Raw genomic sequence first — 21,755 nt, forward strand, 5'->3', positions numbered from 1 at the left:
ACCATGACCGACACCGACCGAACCATCGCGGACAGTCCGTTCTGCCTGTACCAGCCCGAGGGCGAGCCCGCGGCGCTGTTCCTGGACTCGCCGCACAGCGCGACCACGTACCCGACGGACTTCCGCCCCGATCCCGCGCTGCCGCTGCCGCTGCTGCGCCAGGCCGAGGACACCTTCGTCGACGAGCTCTACGCCGGCGCCCCGGCGCGCGGCATCCCGCTGCTGTGCGCGGGCTTTCCGCGCAGCTACCTCGACGCCAACCGCGCGTTAGAAGAAATCGACGAAGCACTGCTCGACGCGCCCTGGCCCGGCGCGAAGCAGGAAACCTCCAAGACCCGGCTGGGCAAGGGCCTGGTCTGGCGCGTGCTGGACACCGGCGAAGCCATCTACGACCGCAGGCTGAGCGTGGCCGAGGTGCAGGCGCGCATCGAGCGCTGCTACCTGCCCTACTACGCGCAGCTGCAGAAGCTGGCCGAGCGCGCCGTCGCCAGCCATGGCAGCGCCTGGCATATCAACTGCCACTCGATGCCCAGCCACGCCGCGCCGTTCGCGACCGAATTCCCCGGCCTGGAGCATCCGGATTTCGTCGTCGGCGACCGCGACGGCACCACCTGTGACAAGCGCTTCACCGACCGGGTCGAGGGCGTGCTCAAGGAGATGGGCTACGAAGTCTGGCGCAACCACCCGTACAAGGGCGTCGAGATCGTGCGCGTGGTCGGACAGCCGCAGGCCGGCCGCCACAGCCTGCAGCTGGAGGTCAACCGCAAGCTCTACATGGACGAGACCGGCCTCACGCATACCGCCGGCTTTGCCAAGCTGCGGCACGACCTGAACGGCCTGCTCGACGAACTGCTGCGCTTTACGCGCGCGATGCCGTCGCGCGTGGCCTGAAACCCCTGCGCTCCCCGGTCCGGCCGCGCCGCCGGGGTGCGCTTCGGAAAATGCGAGCCCGCGCCGGGATCACTTCGCGCGGGCGGTAGCGTGTCGGCCAGGCTTTAGAAGAATGGGTAACAAGATTTAGGAACTTTGGCAGATGGGTTTCCTCTATCATGGCAATCCTTTGCGAACCCATCCTGGCTGCCGGGCCCCTGGCGCCGGCAGGCAATCCCGGGCAAGCACACACGCTCACAACGCTAACACCGTGATCCGACGAATCTCCGCAATGCTCGGCAGCCGGCTGCGCATGGTGGCCGCCGCCGTAGCCGGTGCGATCGCGCTGGCAGGCTGCGCCAACCTGCCGGACGAGGCCGCGGGCACCGCCGCCAGCCCGGCGCCGGCTCCCGCCACCGCACCCACCCCGGTACCAGCCCGCCCCGCCGCTCTCCCCGCCCCGGCAGCTTCCGCTTCGCCTCCCATCAAGACCATCAACCTGCCCGACCGCGGCCGCGTCAGCCTGTCCGAGTACCGCGCGCGCATGCGCGAACAGCTGATGAAGACCGAGAACGCCAGCAGCGACGTGGCCGACTGCGCCGCGCACGCCAGCTGGGTGGTGCCGCGCTCGGCCACCTACGATGCGCTGAAGATCCCCACCGGCGCGCTCGCCGCGGGGCAAGCCACCACCGAGCCCTGGAGCGGGCGTTTCTCGCCGGGCAAGCAGGCGGTTCCGGTCAGCTCGGTGGTCACCTTCGCCGCCACCGCGCACAAGCGCAAGGGCAGCGACGACTGGCAACCGGTGAAGGTGCGCTGCGGCTATGACGACGGCATGATGCTGGCGTACGAACTGCTCGACAGCAGCGGCGCCACCATCAGCGAGCCCGCCGCCGCGCCGGCGGTACCCACCGCCACGCGCACGTCGGCCAGCAAGAGCCGCAAGGCGGCCAAGGGCAAGAGCACGGCTTCGAAGTCCGGCAAGGCTTCGGCATCGAAGTCGGTGAAGTCGAGCTCTGCCAAGTCGACGTCGGCCAAGGCAAGCAGCAAGAGCAAGAAGAAGCAGTAGGCGCAATCAGACCACGGGCGCCCGAGTGGGGCGCTTGTGCTCTCCCCTCTCCCATTTATGGGAGAGGGGCGGGGGTGAGGGCGAGCGTTTCGACGAAGTGCTGAGGCCTCGTGCTTGCCACGCGCCTGCCCTCACCCCCTGCCCCTCTCCCGCAAGCGGGAGAGGGGAGCAAACCGATCGCCGGCCTCAGCCCAGATAATCCAGTATCGCCTGCAGCATCGCCGTTCCCAGCAGCGCACTGCGCGCGCCATTCCATCCGACCGCCGGATCCGGCAGGTCGGCGTTGTCCTTGAACGGCATCTCCAGCGTCAGTGCCAGGCAGCCGAAGGTATGGCCGATGTACTTCGACGCCAGCTTGAGCGCGTCGGCGTTGTACTTGCTGGCCGCATAGCCATGCACGTCCTGGAAATCCGGCGAGGCCCGCTTGAAAGCCTCGATAAAGCGCTGCTGCTCGCGCCGGCGCGCTTCGGTGAAGCCGGGCAGCATCTCGCTGCCGGCGACGAAGTTGTACGGCAGGCCCTCGTCGCCATGGATATCGAAGAACATGTCGCAGCCGCTGGCCTCGATCGCGCGGCGCACATGGTAGACCTCGGGGCTGGTATCCGGGCTGGGCGCCATCCACTCGCGGTTCAGGTTGGCGCCCGCGGCGTTGGTGCGCAGGTTGCCGCGCGCCGAGCCGTCCGGGTTCATGTTCGGCACGATATGGAACACCGCGCGCTCGAGCAGCTTGCGCGCGACCGGGTCGCCCGCCCACACGCCGGTGCCGGTCAGCCGCTGCAGCACGCCCTCGACAAACCATTCGGCCATGCTCTCGCCCGGGTGCTGGCGCGCGATCATCCAGATGGTGGACTTGCCGGGACCGGGCTCGCCGATGGTGACGCGGGTCATGTCGCGCCCGTCGACCGTGCTGCCCAGGTGCGACAGCCGCGCCAGCGGCGAGCGCTGGCAGCTTGCCAGCAACGACAGGTGGCGCTCGTCCGGATACGGCTCGAAATACGCGAACCAGATGCTGTCGTGCTCGGGCGTGACCTCCACGGTCATCACCTGGCCGTCGAAGCGCGTCGGCACGCGGAACCAGTTGGCGCGGTCGTACGACGCCACCGCGCGGTAGTCGCGCCAGCCGTCCGGATAGGTGCAATCGCCCGCGTTCAGGAAATGCATGCGGCAGGCCTGCCCGGCCGCGCCCTGCAAACGGAAATGGAACCACTGGCGGAAGTCGGCATGCGAATCGGCACGGATGCGCAGGCGGATATCGTCGGCGCGGTCGAGCGCCTCGACCTCGATGGCGCCGGAATCGAAATGCGAAGAGATATGCAGCATGGCTGGCGGTCTCGTGGCGATGGGTTCAGAACGCGTGGTCAGTCTTCGAGGCGACGGCGGAACACCCAGCGGGTGGCGTCCGAGGCCGCCTTGTCGAAGGCATAGCCGTCTTCGGCGAAGCGCTTGAGCTTCTCCGGCTCGGTCACGCGGTGCGTCAGCGCGTAGCGCGCCATGGTGCCGCGCGCCCGCTTGGCGTGGAACGAAATGATCTTGTAGCGGCCGCCCTTCCAGTCCTCGAACACCGGCGTGACGATGCGCGCCTGCAGCACCCTGGGCCGCACCACCTTGAAATATTCTTCCGAAGCCAGGTTGACCAGCACCGGCGCGCCCTCCGGCCTGAGCTCGGCCATGTCGGCGTTGAGCATCTGCGTGACGTCGTCGCCCCAGAACGCGTACAGGTCCTTGCCGGCGGCATTGTCCAGGCGCGTGCCCATTTCGAGCCGGTACGGCTGCATCCAGTCCAGCGGGCGCAGCACGCCGTACAGGCCGGACAGGATGCGCAGGTGCTTCTGCGCAAAGCCAAGGTCTTCGGGCGACATCGATTTCGCGTCGAGGCCGTCGTAGACATCGCCGTTGAAGGCCAGCACCGCCTGCTTGCTGTTGGCCGCGGTGAACGCTGGCGACCAGTCGGCGTAGCGCGTCACGTTGAGCACGGCGAGCTTGTCGGAGATGTCCATCAGCGCGCCCACGTCCTGCGGCGCCAGCCGGCGCAGGCGCTCGATCAGCGCGGCGGAACGGTCGATGAAGCGCGGCAGCGTGTGGGTCTTGATGCGGGCGGGAGTCTCGTAGTCCAGCGACTTGGCGGGAGACAAAACGATGAGCATGGCAAAATCGCGGCAGTAGCCAAGGACAAACAAGCCCAGATTGTAGCGAATGCGCCTCGACACCACCGCAACCACCCCGCCTGCCGGCACTGCCGGGACCGCCGGCCGCCCCGCCGGCATCACATCCGCGCCGCGCGTGGTGCTGGACTCCAATATCTGGGTGGACCTGCTGGTCTTCCAGGACCCGCACGTCGAGCCGATCCGCGCCGCCCTGGAAGCCGGCACCATCGCCCCGGTGATACGCGCCGACTGCCGCGAGGAACTGCGCCGGGTGCTGGCCTATCCGCAATTTGCGCGCTTTGACGTCGATATCGGCGCCGCGCTGGCCACCGTCGACCGCCTCGCCAGCCTCGAGGCGCCGCCGCCGCAGGCCGACTGCGACGCGCTCCGCCTGCCGCGCTGCAAGGACACCGACGACCAGAAGTTCGTCGAGCTTGCCCACTTTGCCGGCGCCGCCTGCCTGGTGTCGAAGGACAAGGCCGTGCTCAAGCTGCGCAGCCGCCTGCGCCGCAGCAGCGGCGTGGAAGTGATGACGCCGCCGGCATTCGGCGCCTGGCTGGCCGCGCTGGACCCGGCCACCGCCGCGGATCCGCTTTAGAATGGCGGCTCGCGGCGCCGCCCTGCGCTGCCGCACGCCTGACCGCCTACCGTTCCCACTGCATTGACTCGCGCTCTATGTCCGCAGACACCACGCTCGCCCCACTGACGCCGCCGCCGTCGCGCCTGCCCGGCGTCGGCACCACCATCTTTACCGTGATGTCGGCACTCGCCGCCGAAAAGAACGCGGTCAACCTGGGCCAGGGCTTCCCGGACTTCGACTGCGACCCGAGCATCGTCGATGCCGTGGCCGGTGCCATGCGCGCCGGCCATAACCAGTACCCGCCGATGGCGGGCGTGCCGCGCCTGCGCCAGGCCATCGCCGCCAAGGTCGCCAGCCTGTATGGCCACCAGTACAGCTGGGACACCGAGATCACGGTCACCGCGGGCGCCACCCAGGGCATCCTGACCGCGATCCTGTGCGCGGTGCATCCGGGCGACGAGGTGATCGTGCTGGAGCCGTGCTACGACAGCTACCTGCCCGCGATCGAACTGGCCGGCGCCACCGCGGTGCCGGTCGCGCTGGAAGCGCCCGCGTTCCGCGTGCCCTTCGACAAGCTCGCCGCCGCGATCACGCCGCGCACGCGCATGATCCTCGTCAACACGCCGCACAATCCCACCGGCACGATCTGGCGCGCCGGCGACATGGACCAGCTGGCGCAGATCCTGGCCGGCACCGACATCCTGCTGCTGTCGGACGAGGTCTACGAACACATGGTCTACGATGGCCAGCAGCATGAATCGGTGTCGCGCCACCCGGAGCTGGCGCGCCGCAGCTTCGTCATCTCCAGCTTTGGCAAGACCTATCACGTGACCGGCTGGAAGGTCGGCTATGTCGCCGCGCCTGCGGCGCTGATGGCGGAGTTCCGCAAGGTGCACCAGTTCAACGTATTCACGGTGAACACGCCGGTGCAGCATGGCCTGGCCGACTACATGGCCGATCCGGCGCCCTACCTGCAGCTGTCGGCGTTCTACCAGGCCAAGCGCGATTTGTTCCGCGCGGGGCTGGCGGGCTCGCGCTTCAAGCTGCTGCCGTCGGACGGCACGTATTTCCAGTGCGTCGATTATTCCGCGATCTCGGACCTGAGCGAGGCCGACTTCGCCATGTGGCTGACGCGCGAGATCGGCGTGGCCGCGATTCCGGTCTCGGCCTTCTACTCGCAGCCGCGTGAATCGGGCGTGGTGCGGTTCTGCTTTGCGAAAAAGGAAGAGACGCTGGCGCTGGCGCTGGAGCGGCTGGGGAAGCTTTGAAGTGAAATAAAAACGCCCGCGGATCGCGGGCGTTTTTGCAGCGGATGGCGGTGTTTCTCCCCTCTCCCGCAAGCGAGGGTGGGATTACTCCAGTGGCAAGCCGAACCGCTTACTTCCTGCTGCGGCTCATCATCAGCTCGGTATTCGCCTTGCGGTCCGCATTGACCTTCTGCACCGACTCGCGCTGCGACAGCGTCTTCAGGTAGTCCTTGACCGGCAGGTCCGCCAGCATGTCGGTGCCATAGATGATCTTGGTGCACGACGATACCAGCGGCAGGTGCACCGCGGCGGCGCAATCGGCCAGCGTGAAGCGGTCGCCCGCGATGTAGGGCGAGAATTTCGCCAGGCTGGCGAAGGCGGGGATATAGCGGCTCAGCAGCTTGTGCTGGCGTTCCTTGACGCTGTCGCTGACCTTGCCGCCGAAGAAGGCTTCCGCGTACAGCTCGCGCGCGGTCAGCTCCAGGTAGAGTTCCAGGAACACGATGATCTCGCGCACCTTGGCCGCCTGGTACGGGTCGGCCGGCAGCAGCGGCGTCTGCGGATAGGCCGCTTCCACGTATTCGGCGATGGCCTCGGACTCGCACAGCGGGCCGGATTCGGTGATGATGTAGGGCACCTTGCCCGCGGGCGTGGCAGCCGGATCGGTCTCGCCGATCCAGGCCAGCACCTCTTCGAACGGCACGTTCTTTTCCAGCAGCGCCAGCTTCACTTTGTTGTAGTAGTTGCTGGCGGCAAATCCGCAGAGCTTCAGCATGTCGTCTGTCTCCGTTATGGGATGGGTTCCCGCATCGAATCGCGTGGAACGGGGGATTGTGGACCATCCGGCGTCTGCAGTGAACCGGCTGGCCGATCAGCGCACGCCGCCTGCCCTGCCGGTCTGTCGCGGAAGGTGCAAAAAACGTACGATCGTGCTAATTTAACCACAACTTTTGGGACGAATGATGAGCACTTTCACCATCGATACGCTGGGTATCGTCGGCACCGGCGCCATGGGCCGGGGCATCGCGCAGATCGCCGCGCAGGCAGGCCTGACCGTCAACCTGTACGACGCCAACCCGCAGGCGGTGGAAGCCGCGCGCAAGTACCTGCAGGACACGCTGGCCAAGCTCGCCGACAAGGGCAAGCTCAGCGCCGCCGACGCCGAGGCCACGCTGGCCCGCGTCAAGCCCTGCGGCGCGCTGGAAGACCTGGCCGGCTGCGACATGGTGCTGGAAGCCATCGTCGAGAAGCTGGAAGTCAAGCGCGACCTGATCGCAAAGCTGGAAGCGATCCTGCGCGAGGACGCCATCATCGCCTCGAACACCTCGTCGCTGTCGATCACCGCGATCGCCGTGGGCGCGAAGTATCCGGGCCGCATCGCCGGCTACCACTTCTTCAACCCGGTGCCGCTGATGAAGGTGGTCGAGGTCATCGACGGCCTGTCGGGCGATCCCGCCGTGGGCGATGCGCTGATGGCGCTGTCGCGCCGCATGGGCCATACGCCGGTGCGCTGCAAGGACATGCCGGGCTTTATCGTCAACCATGCCGGCCGCGGCATGAATATCGAAGGCCTGAAGGTCGCGCAGGAAGGCGTGGCCGAATTCGCCGACATCGACAACATCATGCGCGAGCAGGCCGGCTTCCGCATGGGCCCGTTCGAACTGATGGACCTGACCGGGCTGGACGTGTCGCACCCGGTGATGGAATCTATCTACAACCAGTTCTACCAGGAGCCGCGCTACCGTCCGTCGCCGATCACCGCGATCCGCGCGGTCGGCGGGCTGATCGGGCGCAAGGCCGGCGCCGGCTTCTATGCCTACGCCGATGGCCAGAAGCAGGTGCCGGCCGCCGCCGCGGTGCCGGCCGCGCGCCCGTCGAGCGTCTGGGTCAGCCACGCCAGCGAGCGCGGCCATGCCATGGTGACCAAGCTGCTGGGTGCGCTCGGCGTGACCCCGGAAGGCGGCAACCAGCCCTCGGCCGATGCACTGATCATCGTCACGCCGCTGGGCCTGGACGCCACCACCAGCGCGCTGCAGCAAGGCCTGGACCCGGCCCGCACCGTCGCCATCGACACGCTGCTGCCGTTCGAGGCCACCAGGCGCCGCACCCTGATGACCACGCCGGCCACCAGCGCCGCCGCGCGCGACGCCGCGCACGGCCTGTTTGCCAGCGACGGCGTGCCGGTCACGGTAATCCGCGATTCGGCCGGCTTTGTCGCCCAGCGCGTGCTCTGCTGCATCATCAACATCGCCAGCGATATCGCGCAGCAGCGCATCGCCACGCCGGCGGACATCGACCTTGCCGTGAACCTCGGCCTTGGCTACCCGAAGGGCCCGCTGGCGCTCGGCGACGCGGTCGGCCCGCAACTGGTGCTGGAGACGCTGCGCAACATGGAAGCGCTGACCGGCGACATGCGCTACCGCCCGAGCCCGTGGCTGTGGCGCCGTGCCGGGCTGGGCCTGTCGCTGCTGGCCGAAGAGCAGTAAGCCGTCCGCCGTCGCGGCCGCCCCCACAGCCCGCCCCCACCGAGCCACGCCCATGCCCGCACAGCTGCTTTCCCGCCGCGTCGATTCGACGCTGGTGCTGACCATCTCGAACCCCGAGGCGCGCAACGCGCTGCACCCGGACATCTACGCGGCCTCGCAGCAGGCGCTGGAACAGGCCGCGGCGGATGACTCGCTGCGCGCGGTCATCATCACCGGCGCCGACGGCATCTTCTGCGCCGGCGGCAACCTGAACCGGCTGCTCGGCAACCGCAGCCAGCCGCCCGAGGTGCAGGCCGCCAGCATCGCGCTGCTGAACGGCTGGATCGAGTCGCTGCACGCCTTTCCCAAGCCGATCATCGCGGCGGTGGAAGGCGCGGCCGCGGGCGCGGGCTTCTCGGTGGTGCTGGCTTGCGACTTCGTGGTGGCAGCGAGCGATGCCAAGTTCGTGATGGCCTACGTCTCGGTGGGCCTGACGCCCGACGGCGGCGGCTCGTACGAGATCGCGCGCGCGCTGCCGCGGCCGCTGGCCAGCGAGCTGATGATGGAAGGCAAGCCGGTCGACGCCGGCCGGCTGGCGCAGTTCGGGCTGGTCAACCGCGTCACCGAGCCGGGCCAGGCCCTGGACGAAGCGCTGCGCCTGGCATCGGGCCTGGCGCGGCAATCGCCGCACGCGGTGGGCCGCATCAAGGCGCTGATCAACCATGCCGCCACCGCCTCGCGCGCCGACCATCTGCTGGCCGAGCGCGACAGCTTCGTGGCCGCGCTGCACCACCCCGACGGCGGCGAAGGCATCAGCGCCTTCCTGGAGAAGCGCAAGCCGCAATACCGCTGATCCGCGCGGGCGGATCAACCCCACGGCCAGCCTGCGCAGACGGGCATGCCGGCACAATGCAAGGAGACCACGCATGGAATTGCCGCCGTCCTCGCGTCGCCGCATCTACCTGATGCGGCATGGTGCGGTTTCCTACTTCGACGACGCCGGGCGCCGCACCGCCCTGCCCGAGCTGGTGCCGCTGAACGAAACCGGCCGCATGCAGGCCAGCGCCGCCGGCCGCGCCTTTGCCGCGGAGCAGGTCCGCTTCGACCGCGTCATCGTCAGCGGCCTGCCGCGCACGGTCGAGACCGCGCAGCGCGTGCTGGCCGAACTGCCGGAGATGGACGGCATCGCCCCCGAAGTCTGGCCGGATCTGCAGGAAATCCGCGGCGGCGACCTGTCCGCGATTGCCAGCGAGGACCTGCGCGACGCCTTTATCGGCGCCTTCGAAGGCGAGGTGCCGGAACACAAGCGCTTTCTCAACGGCGAGACCGTCGGCGCCTTCCTCGACCGGGTGCTGCCCGCGCTGGCGCGCCTGCGCGACGACCCCGACTGGGATACCGTGCTGATGGTGCTGCATGGCGGCACCAACCGCGCCATCCTGTCGCAGGCCATCAGCTGCGGGCGGCGCGTGTTCTTCGGCTCGCTGCTGCAGACCGCCGGCTGCATCAACGTGCTCGACATGGGCGACGGCCCGCTCGACTGGGTGGTGCGCATGACCAACTACTCGCCGCCCACGCCGGTGCACAGCGGCTCGCGCCACACCACCATGGAAGTGCTGCTGCACCAGTATTTGCGCGGACGCCAGCCGCCCGCCTAAGGTTCCCCGCCCCCGCTTTCCTCATCGAACCCGAACAGAAAACCAACGGAGACAGCATGACCAGCAACGTATCGCACTTCGAAGGCACGCGCCCGGTGGCCGACACGCAGCGTTTCGACACCGCCGCGCTGGAAGCCTGGATGCGCCAGCACGTGGAGGGCTTTGCCGGCCCGCTGACCGTGGAGCAGTTCAAGGGCGGCCAGTCCAACCCGACCTTCAAGCTGGCCACGCCGGGACAGACCTACGTGATGCGCGCCAAGCCCGGCCCCAAGAGCAAGCTGCTGCCGTCGGCGCACGCGATCGAGCGCGAGTACCGCGTGATGGCTGCGCTGGCCGGCACCGATGTGCCGGTGGCGCGCATGTATGCGCTGTGCGAGGACGAATCCGTGATCGGGCGCGCCTTCTACATCATGGAATTCGTCGCCGGCCGCGTGCTGTGGGACCAGTCGCTGCCCGGCATGGGCGCGGCCGAGCGCAGCGCCATCTACGACGAGATGAACCGCGTCATCGCCGCGCTGCACTCGGTCGACTACAACGCCATCGGCCTGGGCGACTACGGCAAGCCCGGCAATTACTTCCAGCGCCAGATCGAGCGCTGGACCAAGCAGTACAAGCTGTCCGAGACCGAATCGATCCCGGCCATGGATGCGCTGATGGACTGGCTGCCGCAGCATATCCCGCAGCAGGATGCCGACCTGACCTCGATCGTGCATGGCGACTACCGGCTCGACAACCTGATGTTCCATCCGACCGAGCCGCGCGTGCTGGCGGTGCTGGACTGGGAGCTGTCGACGCTGGGCCATCCGATGGCCGACTTCAGCTACCACTGCATGAGCTGGCATATCGCCCCGGGCCAGTTCCGCGGCATCGCCGGCCTCGACTTCGCCGCGCTCGGCATCCCCGATGAAGCCAGCTACCGCCGCCTGTACGAGCAGCGCACCGGCCGCGCCATCACCGGCGACTGGAACTTCTACCTGGCCTTCAGCATGTTCCGCATCGCCGGCATCCTGCAGGGCATCATGAAGCGCGTGGTCGACGGCACCGCCTCGTCGGCGCAGGCCACCGACGCGGGCAAGCGCGCGCGGCCGATGGCCGAGATGGGGTGGGAGTATGCGAAGAAGGCGAAGGGCTGAGGGCTGAGCCGCACCATCGCGACGCCCCTGCAAGCCTGAAGGCTTGCAGGGGCGTTTTCTTTTCGGCGCGGCAAAGCCCGGCATAATCGCCAGAATCCACAGAAACAATGAAATCGCAGGATGTTCTGGCTTTACTACTTGCTCCCTGCCGCCATCGCAGCGTCGATGGTGTGGTCAGACTATGGCGCCCTCGCCGGCCTGGCCACCCTGATCGTGGTGCCGGCCCTGCAGTCAGCCCTGCTGTTCTGGGTTTCGGATCGCGTCACTGGCATGCTCGCTACTGCCCCCGCTGAAGAAACACCCCGCCAACAACCTGATGTGCCACTCCAGCTCGGAGAGCGGGCGCGCTTCAAGCGGCTGCTGCTGACGGACGAGGCGGAAGGCCGGCGCGAAGCCACCCGCCGCTTCTATGAAGACCTGATGGCGACGATCGACAAATATCTTGAAGTCGAGACCGGCAGCGATGGTTCCGATGCCGCAATGGTTTCCGGCATGGAATTGGCGGACCAGCATGATGCGACGACGCATGCGGACGATGCGCTCGTGGTGTTCCGCTCGCGGGACCTTGCCTGGTCCGGATTCCGGTTCGGCAACGAAAGTTTCCGCTTCCGCTACTGGGTGATCTGCGCAGTGCATTTCACCGACGTCCTTCCGGCCAAGGGCAGTGGCTACTACGAGGTGCAGCTCGAGTTCAAGGTTGCCGCCAGGGACCGGCCGCCGGGTACGAACGCGGAATTCTATCGGTCGAGCCGATTCGAACTGTTGCTCAGCCGTTCAGACTCCCGCTCCCAGGCCATCGCTGCCGCGCTGACAGAGATTGCCCGAGTTCTCGGCGCGCGGTACGAATACCAGAGCTATATGGACGCATAGCCCGGGAATGGCTCGATCCGGACGGTGACGACCGGACCGACGCCATCCCAGGCTTTCGTCCTGGTGACCTCGCGCGCCAGCGCGCTCAATCCCCCAGCGCCACCCCCTCGCGGCGCGGATCCGCGCCACCAGCCCACACCGTCTTCCCGTCCGGTCCCTGGCGGCGCACGATGGCCTGCGTGCCGCTGGTCATCTCGATCGCCGTCACCTGATGGCCGCGCGCCTGCAGGGCCTGCACCAAACCCGGCGACACCAGGCCCTGTTCCACTTCGGTCGGGCCGTTGCGGCTGCCAAAGTTGCCCATGCCGATCGCCGCCTGCGGATCCAGGTTCCAGTCGAGCATGCCGACCAGCGCCTTGGATACGTACTCAATGATCTGCGAGCCGCCCGGCGAACCGAGCGTTGCCACCAGCTGGCCGCTCTGGCGGTCGAACACCAGCGTCGGCGCCATCGATGAGCGCGGGCGCTTGCCCGGCTGCACGCGGTTGGCCACCGGCTTGCCGTTTTCGCTGGGCACGAAGGAGAAGTCGGTGAGCTGGTTGTTGAGCATGAAGCCGCGCACCATCAGATGCGAGCCGAAGTACGACTCGATCGTGGTGGTCATCGAGATGGCGCCGCCGCGGTCGTCGACCGCGACGATCTGCGAGGTCGAAATGCGCGGTGGCGACCGGTCCGGCGCGTACGCCATCGTGGCCCCCGGCGGCGTGCCCGGCTGGGCCTTGCCCATGCTCTGCTCGCCGATCAGTTCGGCGCGCGCCGCAAGGTAGGACGGGTTGACCATGCCGCTGACGTCGACCGGCACGAAGTCCGCATCGGCGACGTACAGGCCGCGGTCGGCATACGCCAGGCGGTCGGCCTCGGCAATCGCATGGACGGCGTCGGGGTGGGCTTCCAGCTGCGCCGGCGTGTTCACCGCCTGCGGCTTGAGCGCCGCGAGCGCGTATTTGGGATTCTTGGTTTCCAGCGCCTGCAGCGTGCCGAGGATCTGCGCGATGGCGATGCCGCCCGACGACGGCGGCGGCATGCCGCAAACCTTATAGCGCTTGTAGTCGGTGCACACCGGCACCCGCTGCCTGGCGCGGTAGCTGCCCAGGTCGGCCAGCGACAGCGAGCCGGCGTTGCTGCCGCTGTTGACCTTGGCCACGATGTCGCGCGCGATCGGGCCGCCGTAGAGCACGCCCGCGCCGCGCCGGGCAATGTCGCGCAGCGTCTGCGCCAGCTTCGGGTTCTTCAGCACCGTGCCGGCCGGCTTGGGCTTGCCCTGGGCATCGAGGAAGTAGGCGGCCATCTCCGGCGAACCGGCCAGGAACTTGTCGGCCGCGACCTGCGTGTAGAGCCGCTGCGAGATCGGGAAGCCCTTCTCCGCCAGGTCGATGGCGGGCTGGAACAGCCTGGCCCAGGGCAGGCGGCCGTGCTTGCGGTGGACCATCTCCAGCGCGCGCATCACGCCCGGGGTGCCGACCGAGCGTCCGCCGATCTGGGCCTCGCTGAAAGACATCGGCTTGCCGTCCGGGCGCATGAACAGGTTTTCGGCGGCAGCGGCGGGCGCGGTCTCGCGGCCGTCGAAGGCCTGCACGTTCTTGCCGTCCCAGTACATGATGAAGGCGCCGCCGCCGATGCCGGTGGCCTGCGGCTCGACCAGCGTCAGCACCGCCTGCATGGCGATGGCGGCATCGATGGCCGAGCCGCCCTGGCGCAGCATGGCGCGGCCGGCCTCGGTGGCGAGCGGATTGGCCGCGGCTGCCATATGGCGCTGCGCGTAGACCGTAGCCATGCCGGGGCGGTAACCCGACGCCACCTCCGGCGCCGGCGGCATCGCCGCGGGCGGAGTCGCTGCCGCCGGCGCGGCGGGAGCGGCCGGGGTGGCCGTGCTTCCGCCCGGGGTACCACAGGCACCGAGCAGCGCCGACAGGGCCAGCGCCAGCGCGCCGCGCCATGCCATCGAAGTGAGGTCAGGGTGAGCCATGCGAGATCTCCGGCAGAAGGATCCAACGATTGTAGTGGCGATCGGGGCATCCCGCGAGAACGGAAGTCTGGCGTGCGCCACATCCGTATCGGGACAACCGGCGGCAAAAAATATTTCGCCGGCCTCAACCCCGCCCGCCCGTGCGGCCCGTTACATCGACAGGCGGTCACGCCGGCGCCCTGCCCGCGGCCTTCCAGGAGAACAACATGCAACCACGCGCACCGGTCTTCTTTTCCAGCCTTGCCGCAGCCCTGGCGCTGGCGCTGGCGCTGGCCGCATGTGGCGGCCCTTCGCGGCCGCTGCCGGAGCAGGCCTCCCAGCCGGTGTCCCCGCCGGCGTCCCCGGCAATGGCCCCGGCTCCGCTCCCGGACCATGCCGCCAGGGCAGCGCAGTCCAAACCCGTCGCGGAAATGCACAGCATCGAACCGCACGCCACGCTGGCAATGCCGCACCCTTACCCGTTGCCGGCACCCGCGCCCGAGGAGCGCGAGCGCTACGGCGCCATCGACGAGAACGGGGTCCGGCTGGTGGCACAGGCCCCCGTGTCCACCTTCAGCATCGATGTCGATACCGGCAGCTACAGCAACGTGCGGCGCCTGCTCAATGCCGGCCGCGTGCCGCCGGCCGATGCGGTGCGCGTGGAAGAACTGCTGAACTACTTCCCCTACGACTACGCCCAGCCCGCCGACGGCCGCCCGTTCGCCGTGCACACCGCGCTGGCGCCGGCGCCCTGGCATCCGTCCAACGTGCTGCTGCGCATCGGCATCAAGGGCAAGGACGTGGCCAGCGGCGCGCTGCCCGCCGCCAACCTGGTGTTCCTGGTCGACGTGTCGGGCTCGATGAACTCGCCGGACAAGCTGCCACTGCTGAAGTCCTCGCTCAAGCTGCTGGTGAACCAGTTGCGCGCGCAGGACCGCATTACGCTGGTCACCTACGCCGGCAGCACGCGCGTGGCGCTGCCGCCCACGCCGGGCAGCGACAAGGCCGCCATTGGCGCCGCCATCGACCAGCTGGTGGCCGGTGGCAGCACGGCCGGCGCCAGCGGCATTGCGCTGGCCTACCAGGCCGCGCAGCAGAGCCATATCGCCGGCGGCATCAACCGCGTGCTGCTGGCCACCGACGGCGACTTCAATGTGGGCGTGACCGACTTCCGCCAGCTCAAGAGCATGGTCGAGGAAAAGCGCAAGTCGGGGGTGTCGCTGTCGACGCTGGGCTTCGGCACCGGCAACTACAACGAGCAGCTGATGGAGCAGCTGGCCGATGCCGGCGACGGCGCGTACTCCTACATCGACAACCTGATGGAGGGCAACAAGGTGCTGGTCAGCGAGATCAGCTCGACGCTGGCCACGATTGCGCGCGACGTGAAGATACAGGTCGAGTTCAACCCGGCCACGGTGAGCGAGTACCGGCTGATCGGCTATGAGAACCGCATGCTGGCGCGCGAGGATTTCAATAACGACAAGGTCGATGCCGGCGATATCGGCGCGGGCCATACCGTGACCGCGCTGTACGAGCTGACGCTGGCCGGACAGCCCGGGCTGGTCGACCCGCTGCGCTACCAGCGCACTGCACCGGCGCCGGGGCGCGACGGCGAACTGGCGCATGTGCGGCTGCGCTACAAGCTGCCGGCGGCCAGCACCAGCCAGTTGCTCGATGTCACCGTGGCGCGGCAGGCGCTGCGCCCGCTGGCACAGGGCGACGACGACTTCCGCTTTGCCGCGGCGGTGGCAGGCTTCGGCCAGGTGCTGCGCGGCGGCAAGTTCACCGGCGACTGGCGCTACGCCGATGCGCGCGCGCTGGCGCAAGGCGCGCGCGGCGCCGACCGCTTCGGCTACCGCGGCGAGTTCGTCAAGCTGGTGGACCTGGCGCAGAGCCTGGCCACCGCAACGCCGGCCGCCTCTCATGGCGGCACACCGGCCGGGCATGCGGCACGCTGAGCCGCGCCGCGGCGCGCAGCCGGCGCAGGGTGGCGCGGACTGTCGCGCCGCCCTGCGCTCTCCTATACTCGGGCGCATGCAGGCTGCCGCCCCCGCCCCATCCGCTGCTCCCGCCGACGCGCTGCGCACGCTGCCGGACCACGACCTGATGCTGCTGGTCGCGGCCGGCATCATCGAGCAGCCGGTCACCGAGCTGTTCCGCCGGCATAACGCCGGCCTCTACAACTACCTGGCGTGGCTGTGCCAGGGCAATACCGGCGAAGCCGAGGACCTCGCGCAGAAGACCTGGGTCAAGCTGATGACCCGCTGCGGCGACTACCAGCCGAGCGCGGCGTTCCGCACCTTCCTGTTCCAGATCGCGCGCAATGCCTGGCTCGACCAGGTGCGCAGTGCCGATGCCCGCCAGCGCGACGCGCTGGACGAACACCTGCCCGAGCTGCCGGCCGACGACCTGTCGCCGGAAGCGGAACTGCAGCTGCGACAGCATGCGCAGCACGTCCATCGTGCGCTGCTGCAACTGCCGGTCGCGCAGCGTGAAGTGGTGGTGCTGCGCTTCTTCAGCAATATGAGCGTCGAAGAGATTGCGGCGATGCTGGGCGAGAAGTTCGAGACCGTGAAGAGCCGGCTGCGCTATGCGTTTGCGCGCCTGCGCGCCGACCTGGCCGGCAGCGTGCCGGAGTCGGGGCCATGAGCGCCGCTGACCGTTTCATCGCCGGCGAGGACCGGCTCTCGGCGCTACTGAAAGCCCTGCCGGCCTACCCGCCGCCGCCGGCACTGGAAGCCGCCGTGCTGGCCGCCGCGCGCGCCGCGCAGCAGGACGCCGGGCGCCATCAGGCCGGCGCCCCGGACCTGCCCTTTGCCGCGCCGCCGGCGCTGGCCGCGGCCGTGCTGGAAGAAGCCGCGCGCCTGCAGGCGGCCCAGTCGGCGCGGCGCGATGCGGTGCTGGCACGGGTCGCCGCCGGCGCCGCCGCGGAGGACGTGCTCGGCGCGCGGCTCGGTCCGGATGCGGCGGCGTGGCTGCGAGCACAGGCTGCGGATTCAACCCGGAACCCCGCACAGTCATCCGCGACGGCGCGGCTCACGCATGCCGCGCGCGCGCGCCGGTGGTGGCGGTCGCTCGGGCTGGTCGCCAGCGTCGCGGCGGTGGCCGGACTGACCACCAGCATCGTGCTGCGGCAGATCGACGATGGTGCGCTGTTGCCGACCGGAACGGCCGAGATGGCGTCGGCCGAGATGGCCGCGCCCGCGCCAGCGCCGGCAGCGTCGACGGCACCATCGCCGCCCTTGCCGGAAACCGCCGCAGCACCGCCCTCCAAACCCGCAGCGCCAGCCGCCAAGGCCGCTCCGCCCGCGCCCCGCCCCGCACCGCGCGCCGCGCCCGCCACAGAGGCCACCCGAAGCGTTCCGCGCGAACCCGCGCCGGACCGCGAGGCCCTGGCACAAGCGAGCCCGGCCGCGCCGCAGGCACCCGCTGACGCAGCCATGGCGCAAGCCGCACCATCAGCGCCAGCGCCTGCCGCGCCGCCCCCCTATGCACTCGAGGCTGCCCCCGCAATGGCTGCGCGTGCACCGGCGGCGGCGTCCGCCCTCACCGTCTCGACCCGGGACGATCCCGCGACCATCGCGGCGCGGCTGGGCACGGCAGCGCCGCTCAGGCTGTGGGCAGCCGAGCCCGACCATGTGGAGATCCGGGAATGGGCGCAACGGCTGTGGCAGGCGATGCCGGCGGGACAGCGCCCGCCCGTGCCGGTTGCGGTGCAGGCCGATCCCACGCTGGCGCCTGGCCAGGTGCGGATCGAGCTGCGTGGAGAGTTGCCGCCGGGCGCGCCGCAATGAGCGCGCCGCGGCATGATGGTCAGCGCGTGGTGGTCAGCGCGTGGTGAACGACCAGCTCAGGTCCACCGGCTGCGCGCCGAGCCGGCCCGTGACCCGCACGGTATAGCGCTGCTGGCTCGCCAGCGGCGCCACCGGCGTGCACACCGCCAGGCCGCGCGCGGCGCTGCTCAGGCCCGAGGAACGGCTGTCGACCTTGATGCAGTCGACGTTGCTGCCTTGCGCATCGGTGATGACGAAGTTGTCGGCATCGAACTGCAGCGAGGTATTGATCGCCTGCAGCGACACCGGGTAGCCCATGGTGCGGTTTTCATAGCCCGGCGCCGGATTGGGGCTTTCGGTGTTGACCCAGTTGACTGGCACGTCGTTCTGGCCCTCGAACGGATAGGCCACCATCTGGTTGTCGCTGCCAGCGCGGACGCGGTCGGCGAGGTCGACGGTCTGGTAGTAGCTAGCCGAGGTGCCGCTGCCGTTGGCGCCCACGCGCTCGGCAAAGCCGCTGCCGGCCGAGCCATAGCTGCCCAGCAGCGCGGCGCGGTGGAACGGCGCGTTGACCAGGTCCGACACCAGCGCGTCCTTGGGCGACATCGACAGCTGCGCATTGGCCACCGAGGTCCAGCGGTTGGCGCCGGCCACCACTTCGGCGGTGGCGTCGGTCGGATAGGCGGCCTGGATGCGCTCGTGGGCGGTGGCGCCGGTGTAACCCGGATTGCCGCTGCTTTCGTCGTGCGTCAGCGTGGCATTGGCCAGCATGTACTCGGTATGCGCCTGCGCGGCGGCATTGAGCGGGTCGCGCGCCGCCAGCGGCGGCAGGCCCACCTGCTCGCGGCGATAGTTGGCGTAGCACAGGCCGGCGGTGCGCGGCTCCTCCAGCACGCGGTAGTTGCTGACCGCGCTGCCGCGCGCCGGCAGCAGCGAGATGCCGCTGCCCGGCGCGGCGGCGGGCGCGGGACCGCTGACGGTGTAGCAGGCACCAGCCGTGGTAGTGGTGGTGGAGCCGGTCGGGGAGGTCGGGGACGGGGACGTGGCTGCGCTCTGGCTACCAGCGGGCGCACTGGCCTGCGCACCGGCCGGGGCCGACCCGCCAGGGGCGGCACTGGTCGTCGTGCCACCGTCGCCACCATCGCCGCCGCCGCAGGCGGCCAGCGCCAGCGCCGCCGCGGTACAGAGCGTGGTCAGGGCCAGCGTGGTGTGCCGCGCGCGGCGCGGCGGCATGGAAGGGCAATCGGCAGGCAAGCGTTTCCCAATCATCGGTCTGAGTCGTCGTGGTGGAGTTCGGCGAATTGGTCTGCCCGGGGGATCCGCGAGTGCGGACAGCCGGCGCGACAACCGTTGCGGGCACCGTGCAGGACGGGCTCGCTCTGGCTCTGCCGGGAGCAGAAAGACCGGACGATGGTATGGGCCGTGACCGCGAGGGTCTAGCCCGCGAACAATTGCTTACGTGTGACCCGCGCGCGCCGCACCTGAACGGAATCCAGGCAGCGGCGGCCTGCGTTGAGCGCCGTCAGCCTGCCGCCGCCACGTCGGCCATGCCGCTGCCGAGCGAGGCCATCACCGCCATCAGCTGCTCGCGCAGCCAGCGGTTGGCGCCGTCGTTCTCGCCGCCCGCGTGCCAGTACAGATGCAGCTCCAGCGACGGCACCTTGAACGGCAGCGACAGCAGCCGGTTGGCATAGGGCTCGTTGGCGATGCGCGCATAGCGCAACGGCAGCGTCGCGAGCAGGTCGGTGCAGCTGACCACGCGGCACGCCGCGGCGTAGTGCTGGCAGCGCAGCCGCACGCGCCGCGTCAGGCCCATGCGATGCAGGGCCTGGTCCTCCAGACCGGCGCCGCGGCGGCGCGACGACACATGGACGTGCTCGGCCGCGAGGTAGCGCTCCAGCGTCAGTTCCTTCTTCACCAGCGGATGGTCGCGCCGTGCCAGCACCACCATCGGGTCGGCCATGAACGGCGCATGGTGGATCGCCGGCGACACCGGCAGCAGGATGTCGAGCGCGGCGTCGAGCGTGCCGGCCAGCAACTCCGATTCCATCTCGCGCCGGTCGAAGCGAATCGCGGCAATCTCCACCTGCGGCGCCATCGCCGTGACGCGGCTCATCAGCGGCGGCAGCAGCGTCGACTCGAGCGCATCGCGCATGCCGATGGTGAAGCGGCGCACGGTGTTGGTGGGATCGAAGTGCGGCGTGTCCTGCAGCGTGCGCGCGAACGATTGCAGCGCGCTGCGTACCTCGGCCGCCAGCGAACGGGCCAGCGGCGTGGGCGCCATGCCCTGCCCGCGCCGCTCGAACAGCGGATCGTCGAACAGCGTGCGCAGCCGCCCCAGCGCGTGGCTGACCGCCGGCTGCGTCAGGTTGAGCTGGCGCGCGGCCGCGGTGATGCTGCCTTCGCTGTAGATGGCGTCGAACACGACGAAGAGGTTGAGGTCGATGCGGGAGAGCTGCATGCTGGTGATTCTGGCACGGAATGCAGGGAATTGATACTGGCAAATCCAGAAAATTCATTTTTCTAATTACCCACTTTCGGATAGAGTGCATTGCATCGGCAAGGTATTGCCCGAAGACCCAGCCAACCGGCGCCGGCGGCAGCCCGTGCCCACCGCTTCCGTAGCGAGGAGACCACATGGATTTCGAGTACAGCCCGAAGGTCAAGGAAATGCAGGCCAAGCTGCTGGCCTTCTTCGACCAGCACATCTATCCGAACGAAAAGCGCTTCGCCGAGGAGATCGACGCCAACCGCCGCGCCGGCAATGCCTGGATCCCGACCAAGGTGATCGAGGAGCTGAAGCCGCTGGCGCGCGAAGCCGGCCTGTGGAACCTGTTCCTGCCGCGTTCGCCGCGCGCCCCGCAAGGCCTGTCGAATCTGGAATACGCCACGCTGTGCGAGATCATGGGCCGGGTGCCCTGGTCGGCCGAGGTGTTCAACTGCGCGGCCCCGGACACCGGCAACATGGAAACGCTGGAGCGCTACGCGTCGGAAGAACTGAAGGACCAGTGGCTGGAGCCGCTGCTCGCCGGCGAGATCCGCTCGGCCTTCCTGATGACCGAACCCGCGGTGGCCTCGTCGGACGCGACCAATATCGAATGCCGCATCGAGCGCGATGGCGACCACTATGTCATCAACGGCACCAAGTGGTGGTCGTCGGGCGCCGGCGACCCGCGCTGCAAGGTCTACATCGTGATGGGCAAGACCGATCCCGACGCCGGCCGCCATGAGCAGCAGTCGATGGTCGTGGTGCCGGCCGATACCCCGGGCATCACCATCAAGCGCTTCCTGCCGGTGTTCGGCTACGACGACGCGCCGCACGGCCATATGGAGATCGAGCTGAAGAACGTGCGCGTGCCGGTCTCGAACATCCTGCTGGGCGAAGGCCGCGGCTTCGAGATCGCGCAGGGCCGCCTCGGCCCGGGCCGTATCCACCACTGCATGCGCAGCATCGGCGTGGCCGAGCGCGCGCTGGAACTGCTGTGCAAGCGCGCGCTGTCGCGGGTGGCCTTCGGCAAGCCGGTGTCGGCCCAGGGTGTGACGCAGGAGCGTATCGCCGAAGCCCGCTGCGAGATCGAGATGGCGCGCCTGCTGACGCTCAAGGCCGCGTACATGATGGACACGGTCGGCAACAAGGTGGCCAAGGCCGAGATCGCCATGATCAAGGTGGTGGCCCCCAACGTGGCGCTGAAGGTGATCGACTGGGCCATCCAGGTCCACGGCGCCGCCGGCGTTTCCAGCGACTTCCCGCTGGCCAACTGGTGGGCGCACCAGCGCACGCTGCGCCTGGCCGACGGTCCCGACGAGGTGCACCGCAACGCCATCGCCAAGCTGGAATTGGCCAAGCACATGAACGTCAACCCGGACACCATCAAGATGCCGGTGGCGCGCGGTTTCTGAGCGCCCGGGAGCGCCGGCCGGGCCCGCCCCTGCCGGCATTGTGGAAAACGCGCAGCCGGCCTGCGCGTTTTTTTCTTCTGTGCTTAAATCGCGCGGTTCGCCACGTC

The 21,755-nt window shown here is 69.1% G+C and carries 19 protein-coding genes; 13 read left to right on the plus strand and 6 right to left on the minus strand.

Features of this window, described 5'->3' with window-relative positions:
• Positions 1 to 3: 3 nt before the first annotated feature.
• A complete protein-coding gene (locus GA0116996_RS16930) occupies positions 4 to 891 on the plus strand; it encodes an N-formylglutamate amidohydrolase (RefSeq protein ID WP_092313962.1) in 888 nt (295 codons plus the stop codon).
• Between the two features lie 250 nt (positions 892 to 1,141).
• Entirely contained in the window at positions 1,142 to 1,936 is a 795-nt protein-coding gene (locus GA0116996_RS16935) for a BspC domain-containing protein (protein WP_375790488.1), read from the plus strand.
• A 186-nt stretch (positions 1,937 to 2,122) separates the two neighbouring features.
• Here the strand turns inward: GA0116996_RS16935 and GA0116996_RS16940 are convergent, their stop codons facing one another.
• Both GA0116996_RS16940 and yaaA read right to left on the minus strand, forming a co-directional pair.
• Positions 2,123 to 3,256, minus strand: coding sequence for a M14 family metallopeptidase (locus GA0116996_RS16940; protein ID WP_092313964.1), 1,134 nt, complete (start codon positions 3,254 to 3,256; stop codon positions 2,123 to 2,125).
• A gap of 38 nt (positions 3,257 to 3,294) precedes the next feature.
• Positions 3,295 to 4,080, minus strand: a complete 786-nt coding sequence (gene yaaA, locus GA0116996_RS16945) for a peroxide stress protein YaaA (RefSeq protein WP_092314152.1) — start codon at positions 4,078 to 4,080, stop codon at positions 3,295 to 3,297.
• Positions 4,081 to 4,129: 49 nt separating this feature from the next.
• Here yaaA and GA0116996_RS16950 point away from each other — a divergent pair, with 49 nt between their 5' ends.
• Entirely contained in the window at positions 4,130 to 4,678 is a 549-nt protein-coding gene (locus GA0116996_RS16950; protein WP_092313966.1) for a PIN domain-containing protein, read from the plus strand.
• A gap of 77 nt (positions 4,679 to 4,755) precedes the next feature.
• Positions 4,756 to 5,928 carry a pyridoxal phosphate-dependent aminotransferase gene (locus GA0116996_RS16955; protein WP_092313968.1) on the plus strand — a complete coding sequence of 391 codons (1,173 nt, stop codon included), beginning with the start codon at positions 4,756 to 4,758 and terminating at the stop codon, positions 5,926 to 5,928.
• A 109-nt stretch (positions 5,929 to 6,037) separates the two neighbouring features.
• On the opposite strand, the gene GA0116996_RS16960 is transcribed toward GA0116996_RS16955, so the two are convergent.
• Entirely contained in the window at positions 6,038 to 6,682 is a 645-nt protein-coding gene (locus GA0116996_RS16960; protein ID WP_092313970.1) for a glutathione S-transferase, read from the minus strand.
• A gap of 187 nt (positions 6,683 to 6,869) precedes the next feature.
• Between GA0116996_RS16960 and GA0116996_RS16965 the strand changes: the two genes are divergently transcribed.
• The 5 genes from GA0116996_RS16965 (at position 6,870) to GA0116996_RS16985 (ending at position 12,030) form a co-directional block, all read left to right on the plus strand.
• Complete coding sequence (locus GA0116996_RS16965; RefSeq protein WP_092313972.1) at positions 6,870 to 8,393, plus strand: 3-hydroxyacyl-CoA dehydrogenase; 1,524 nt, start codon at positions 6,870 to 6,872, stop codon at positions 8,391 to 8,393.
• A gap of 52 nt (positions 8,394 to 8,445) precedes the next feature.
• Positions 8,446 to 9,225 (plus strand): oxepin-CoA hydrolase, alternative type, encoded by a 780-nt coding sequence (locus tag GA0116996_RS16970; RefSeq protein ID WP_092313974.1) that lies wholly within the window; start codon positions 8,446 to 8,448, stop codon positions 9,223 to 9,225.
• Between the two features lie 73 nt (positions 9,226 to 9,298).
• Positions 9,299 to 10,027, plus strand: coding sequence for a histidine phosphatase family protein (locus GA0116996_RS16975; RefSeq protein WP_092313976.1), 729 nt, complete (start codon positions 9,299 to 9,301; stop codon positions 10,025 to 10,027).
• 56 nt (positions 10,028 to 10,083) lie between these two features.
• Positions 10,084 to 11,160 carry a phosphotransferase gene (locus tag GA0116996_RS16980; RefSeq protein ID WP_092313978.1) on the plus strand — a complete coding sequence of 359 codons (1,077 nt, stop codon included), beginning with the start codon at positions 10,084 to 10,086 and terminating at the stop codon, positions 11,158 to 11,160.
• Positions 11,161 to 11,280: 120 nt separating this feature from the next.
• Positions 11,281 to 12,030, plus strand: coding sequence for a hypothetical protein (locus tag GA0116996_RS16985; protein ID WP_092313980.1), 750 nt, complete (start codon positions 11,281 to 11,283; stop codon positions 12,028 to 12,030).
• 85 nt (positions 12,031 to 12,115) lie between these two features.
• Here the strand turns inward: GA0116996_RS16985 and ggt are convergent, their stop codons facing one another.
• A complete protein-coding gene (gene ggt / locus GA0116996_RS16990) occupies positions 12,116 to 13,996 on the minus strand; it encodes a gamma-glutamyltransferase (RefSeq protein WP_092313982.1) in 1,881 nt (626 codons plus the stop codon).
• Positions 13,997 to 14,202: 206 nt separating this feature from the next.
• Between ggt and GA0116996_RS16995 the strand changes: the two genes are divergently transcribed.
• The 3 genes from GA0116996_RS16995 (at position 14,203) to GA0116996_RS17005 (ending at position 17,769) form a co-directional block, all read left to right on the plus strand.
• Positions 14,203 to 15,933 carry a vWA domain-containing protein gene (locus tag GA0116996_RS16995; protein WP_092313984.1) on the plus strand — a complete coding sequence of 577 codons (1,731 nt, stop codon included), beginning with the start codon at positions 14,203 to 14,205 and terminating at the stop codon, positions 15,931 to 15,933.
• 76 nt (positions 15,934 to 16,009) lie between these two features.
• Complete coding sequence (locus GA0116996_RS17000) at positions 16,010 to 16,624, plus strand: sigma-70 family RNA polymerase sigma factor (RefSeq protein WP_092313986.1); 615 nt, start codon at positions 16,010 to 16,012, stop codon at positions 16,622 to 16,624.
• A complete protein-coding gene (locus GA0116996_RS17005; protein ID WP_092313988.1) occupies positions 16,621 to 17,769 on the plus strand; it encodes a hypothetical protein in 1,149 nt (382 codons plus the stop codon). The genes GA0116996_RS17000 and GA0116996_RS17005 overlap by 4 nt, the downstream gene beginning before the upstream one ends.
• Positions 17,770 to 17,802: 33 nt before the next feature.
• Here GA0116996_RS17005 and GA0116996_RS17010 read toward each other — a convergent pair whose 3' ends face one another.
• Positions 17,803 to 19,017: a CAP domain-containing protein gene (locus GA0116996_RS17010; protein WP_092313990.1), complete on the minus strand. Its 1,215-nt coding sequence runs from the start codon at positions 19,015 to 19,017 to the stop codon at positions 17,803 to 17,805.
• A 253-nt stretch (positions 19,018 to 19,270) separates the two neighbouring features.
• On the minus strand, positions 19,271 to 20,209 hold the full coding sequence (locus GA0116996_RS17015) for a LysR family transcriptional regulator (RefSeq protein WP_012352371.1): 939 nt from the start codon (positions 20,207 to 20,209) through the stop codon (positions 19,271 to 19,273).
• 176 nt (positions 20,210 to 20,385) lie between these two features.
• On the opposite strand from GA0116996_RS17015, the gene GA0116996_RS17020 reads away from it, so the two are divergent.
• Positions 20,386 to 21,648 carry an acyl-CoA dehydrogenase family protein gene (locus GA0116996_RS17020; protein ID WP_092313992.1) on the plus strand — a complete coding sequence of 421 codons (1,263 nt, stop codon included), beginning with the start codon at positions 20,386 to 20,388 and terminating at the stop codon, positions 21,646 to 21,648.
• The last annotated feature ends 107 nt before the right edge of the window (positions 21,649 to 21,755 follow it).

Source organism: Cupriavidus alkaliphilus (assembly GCF_900094595.1).
Taxonomy (GTDB): Bacteria; Pseudomonadota; Gammaproteobacteria; order Burkholderiales; family Burkholderiaceae; genus Cupriavidus; species Cupriavidus alkaliphilus.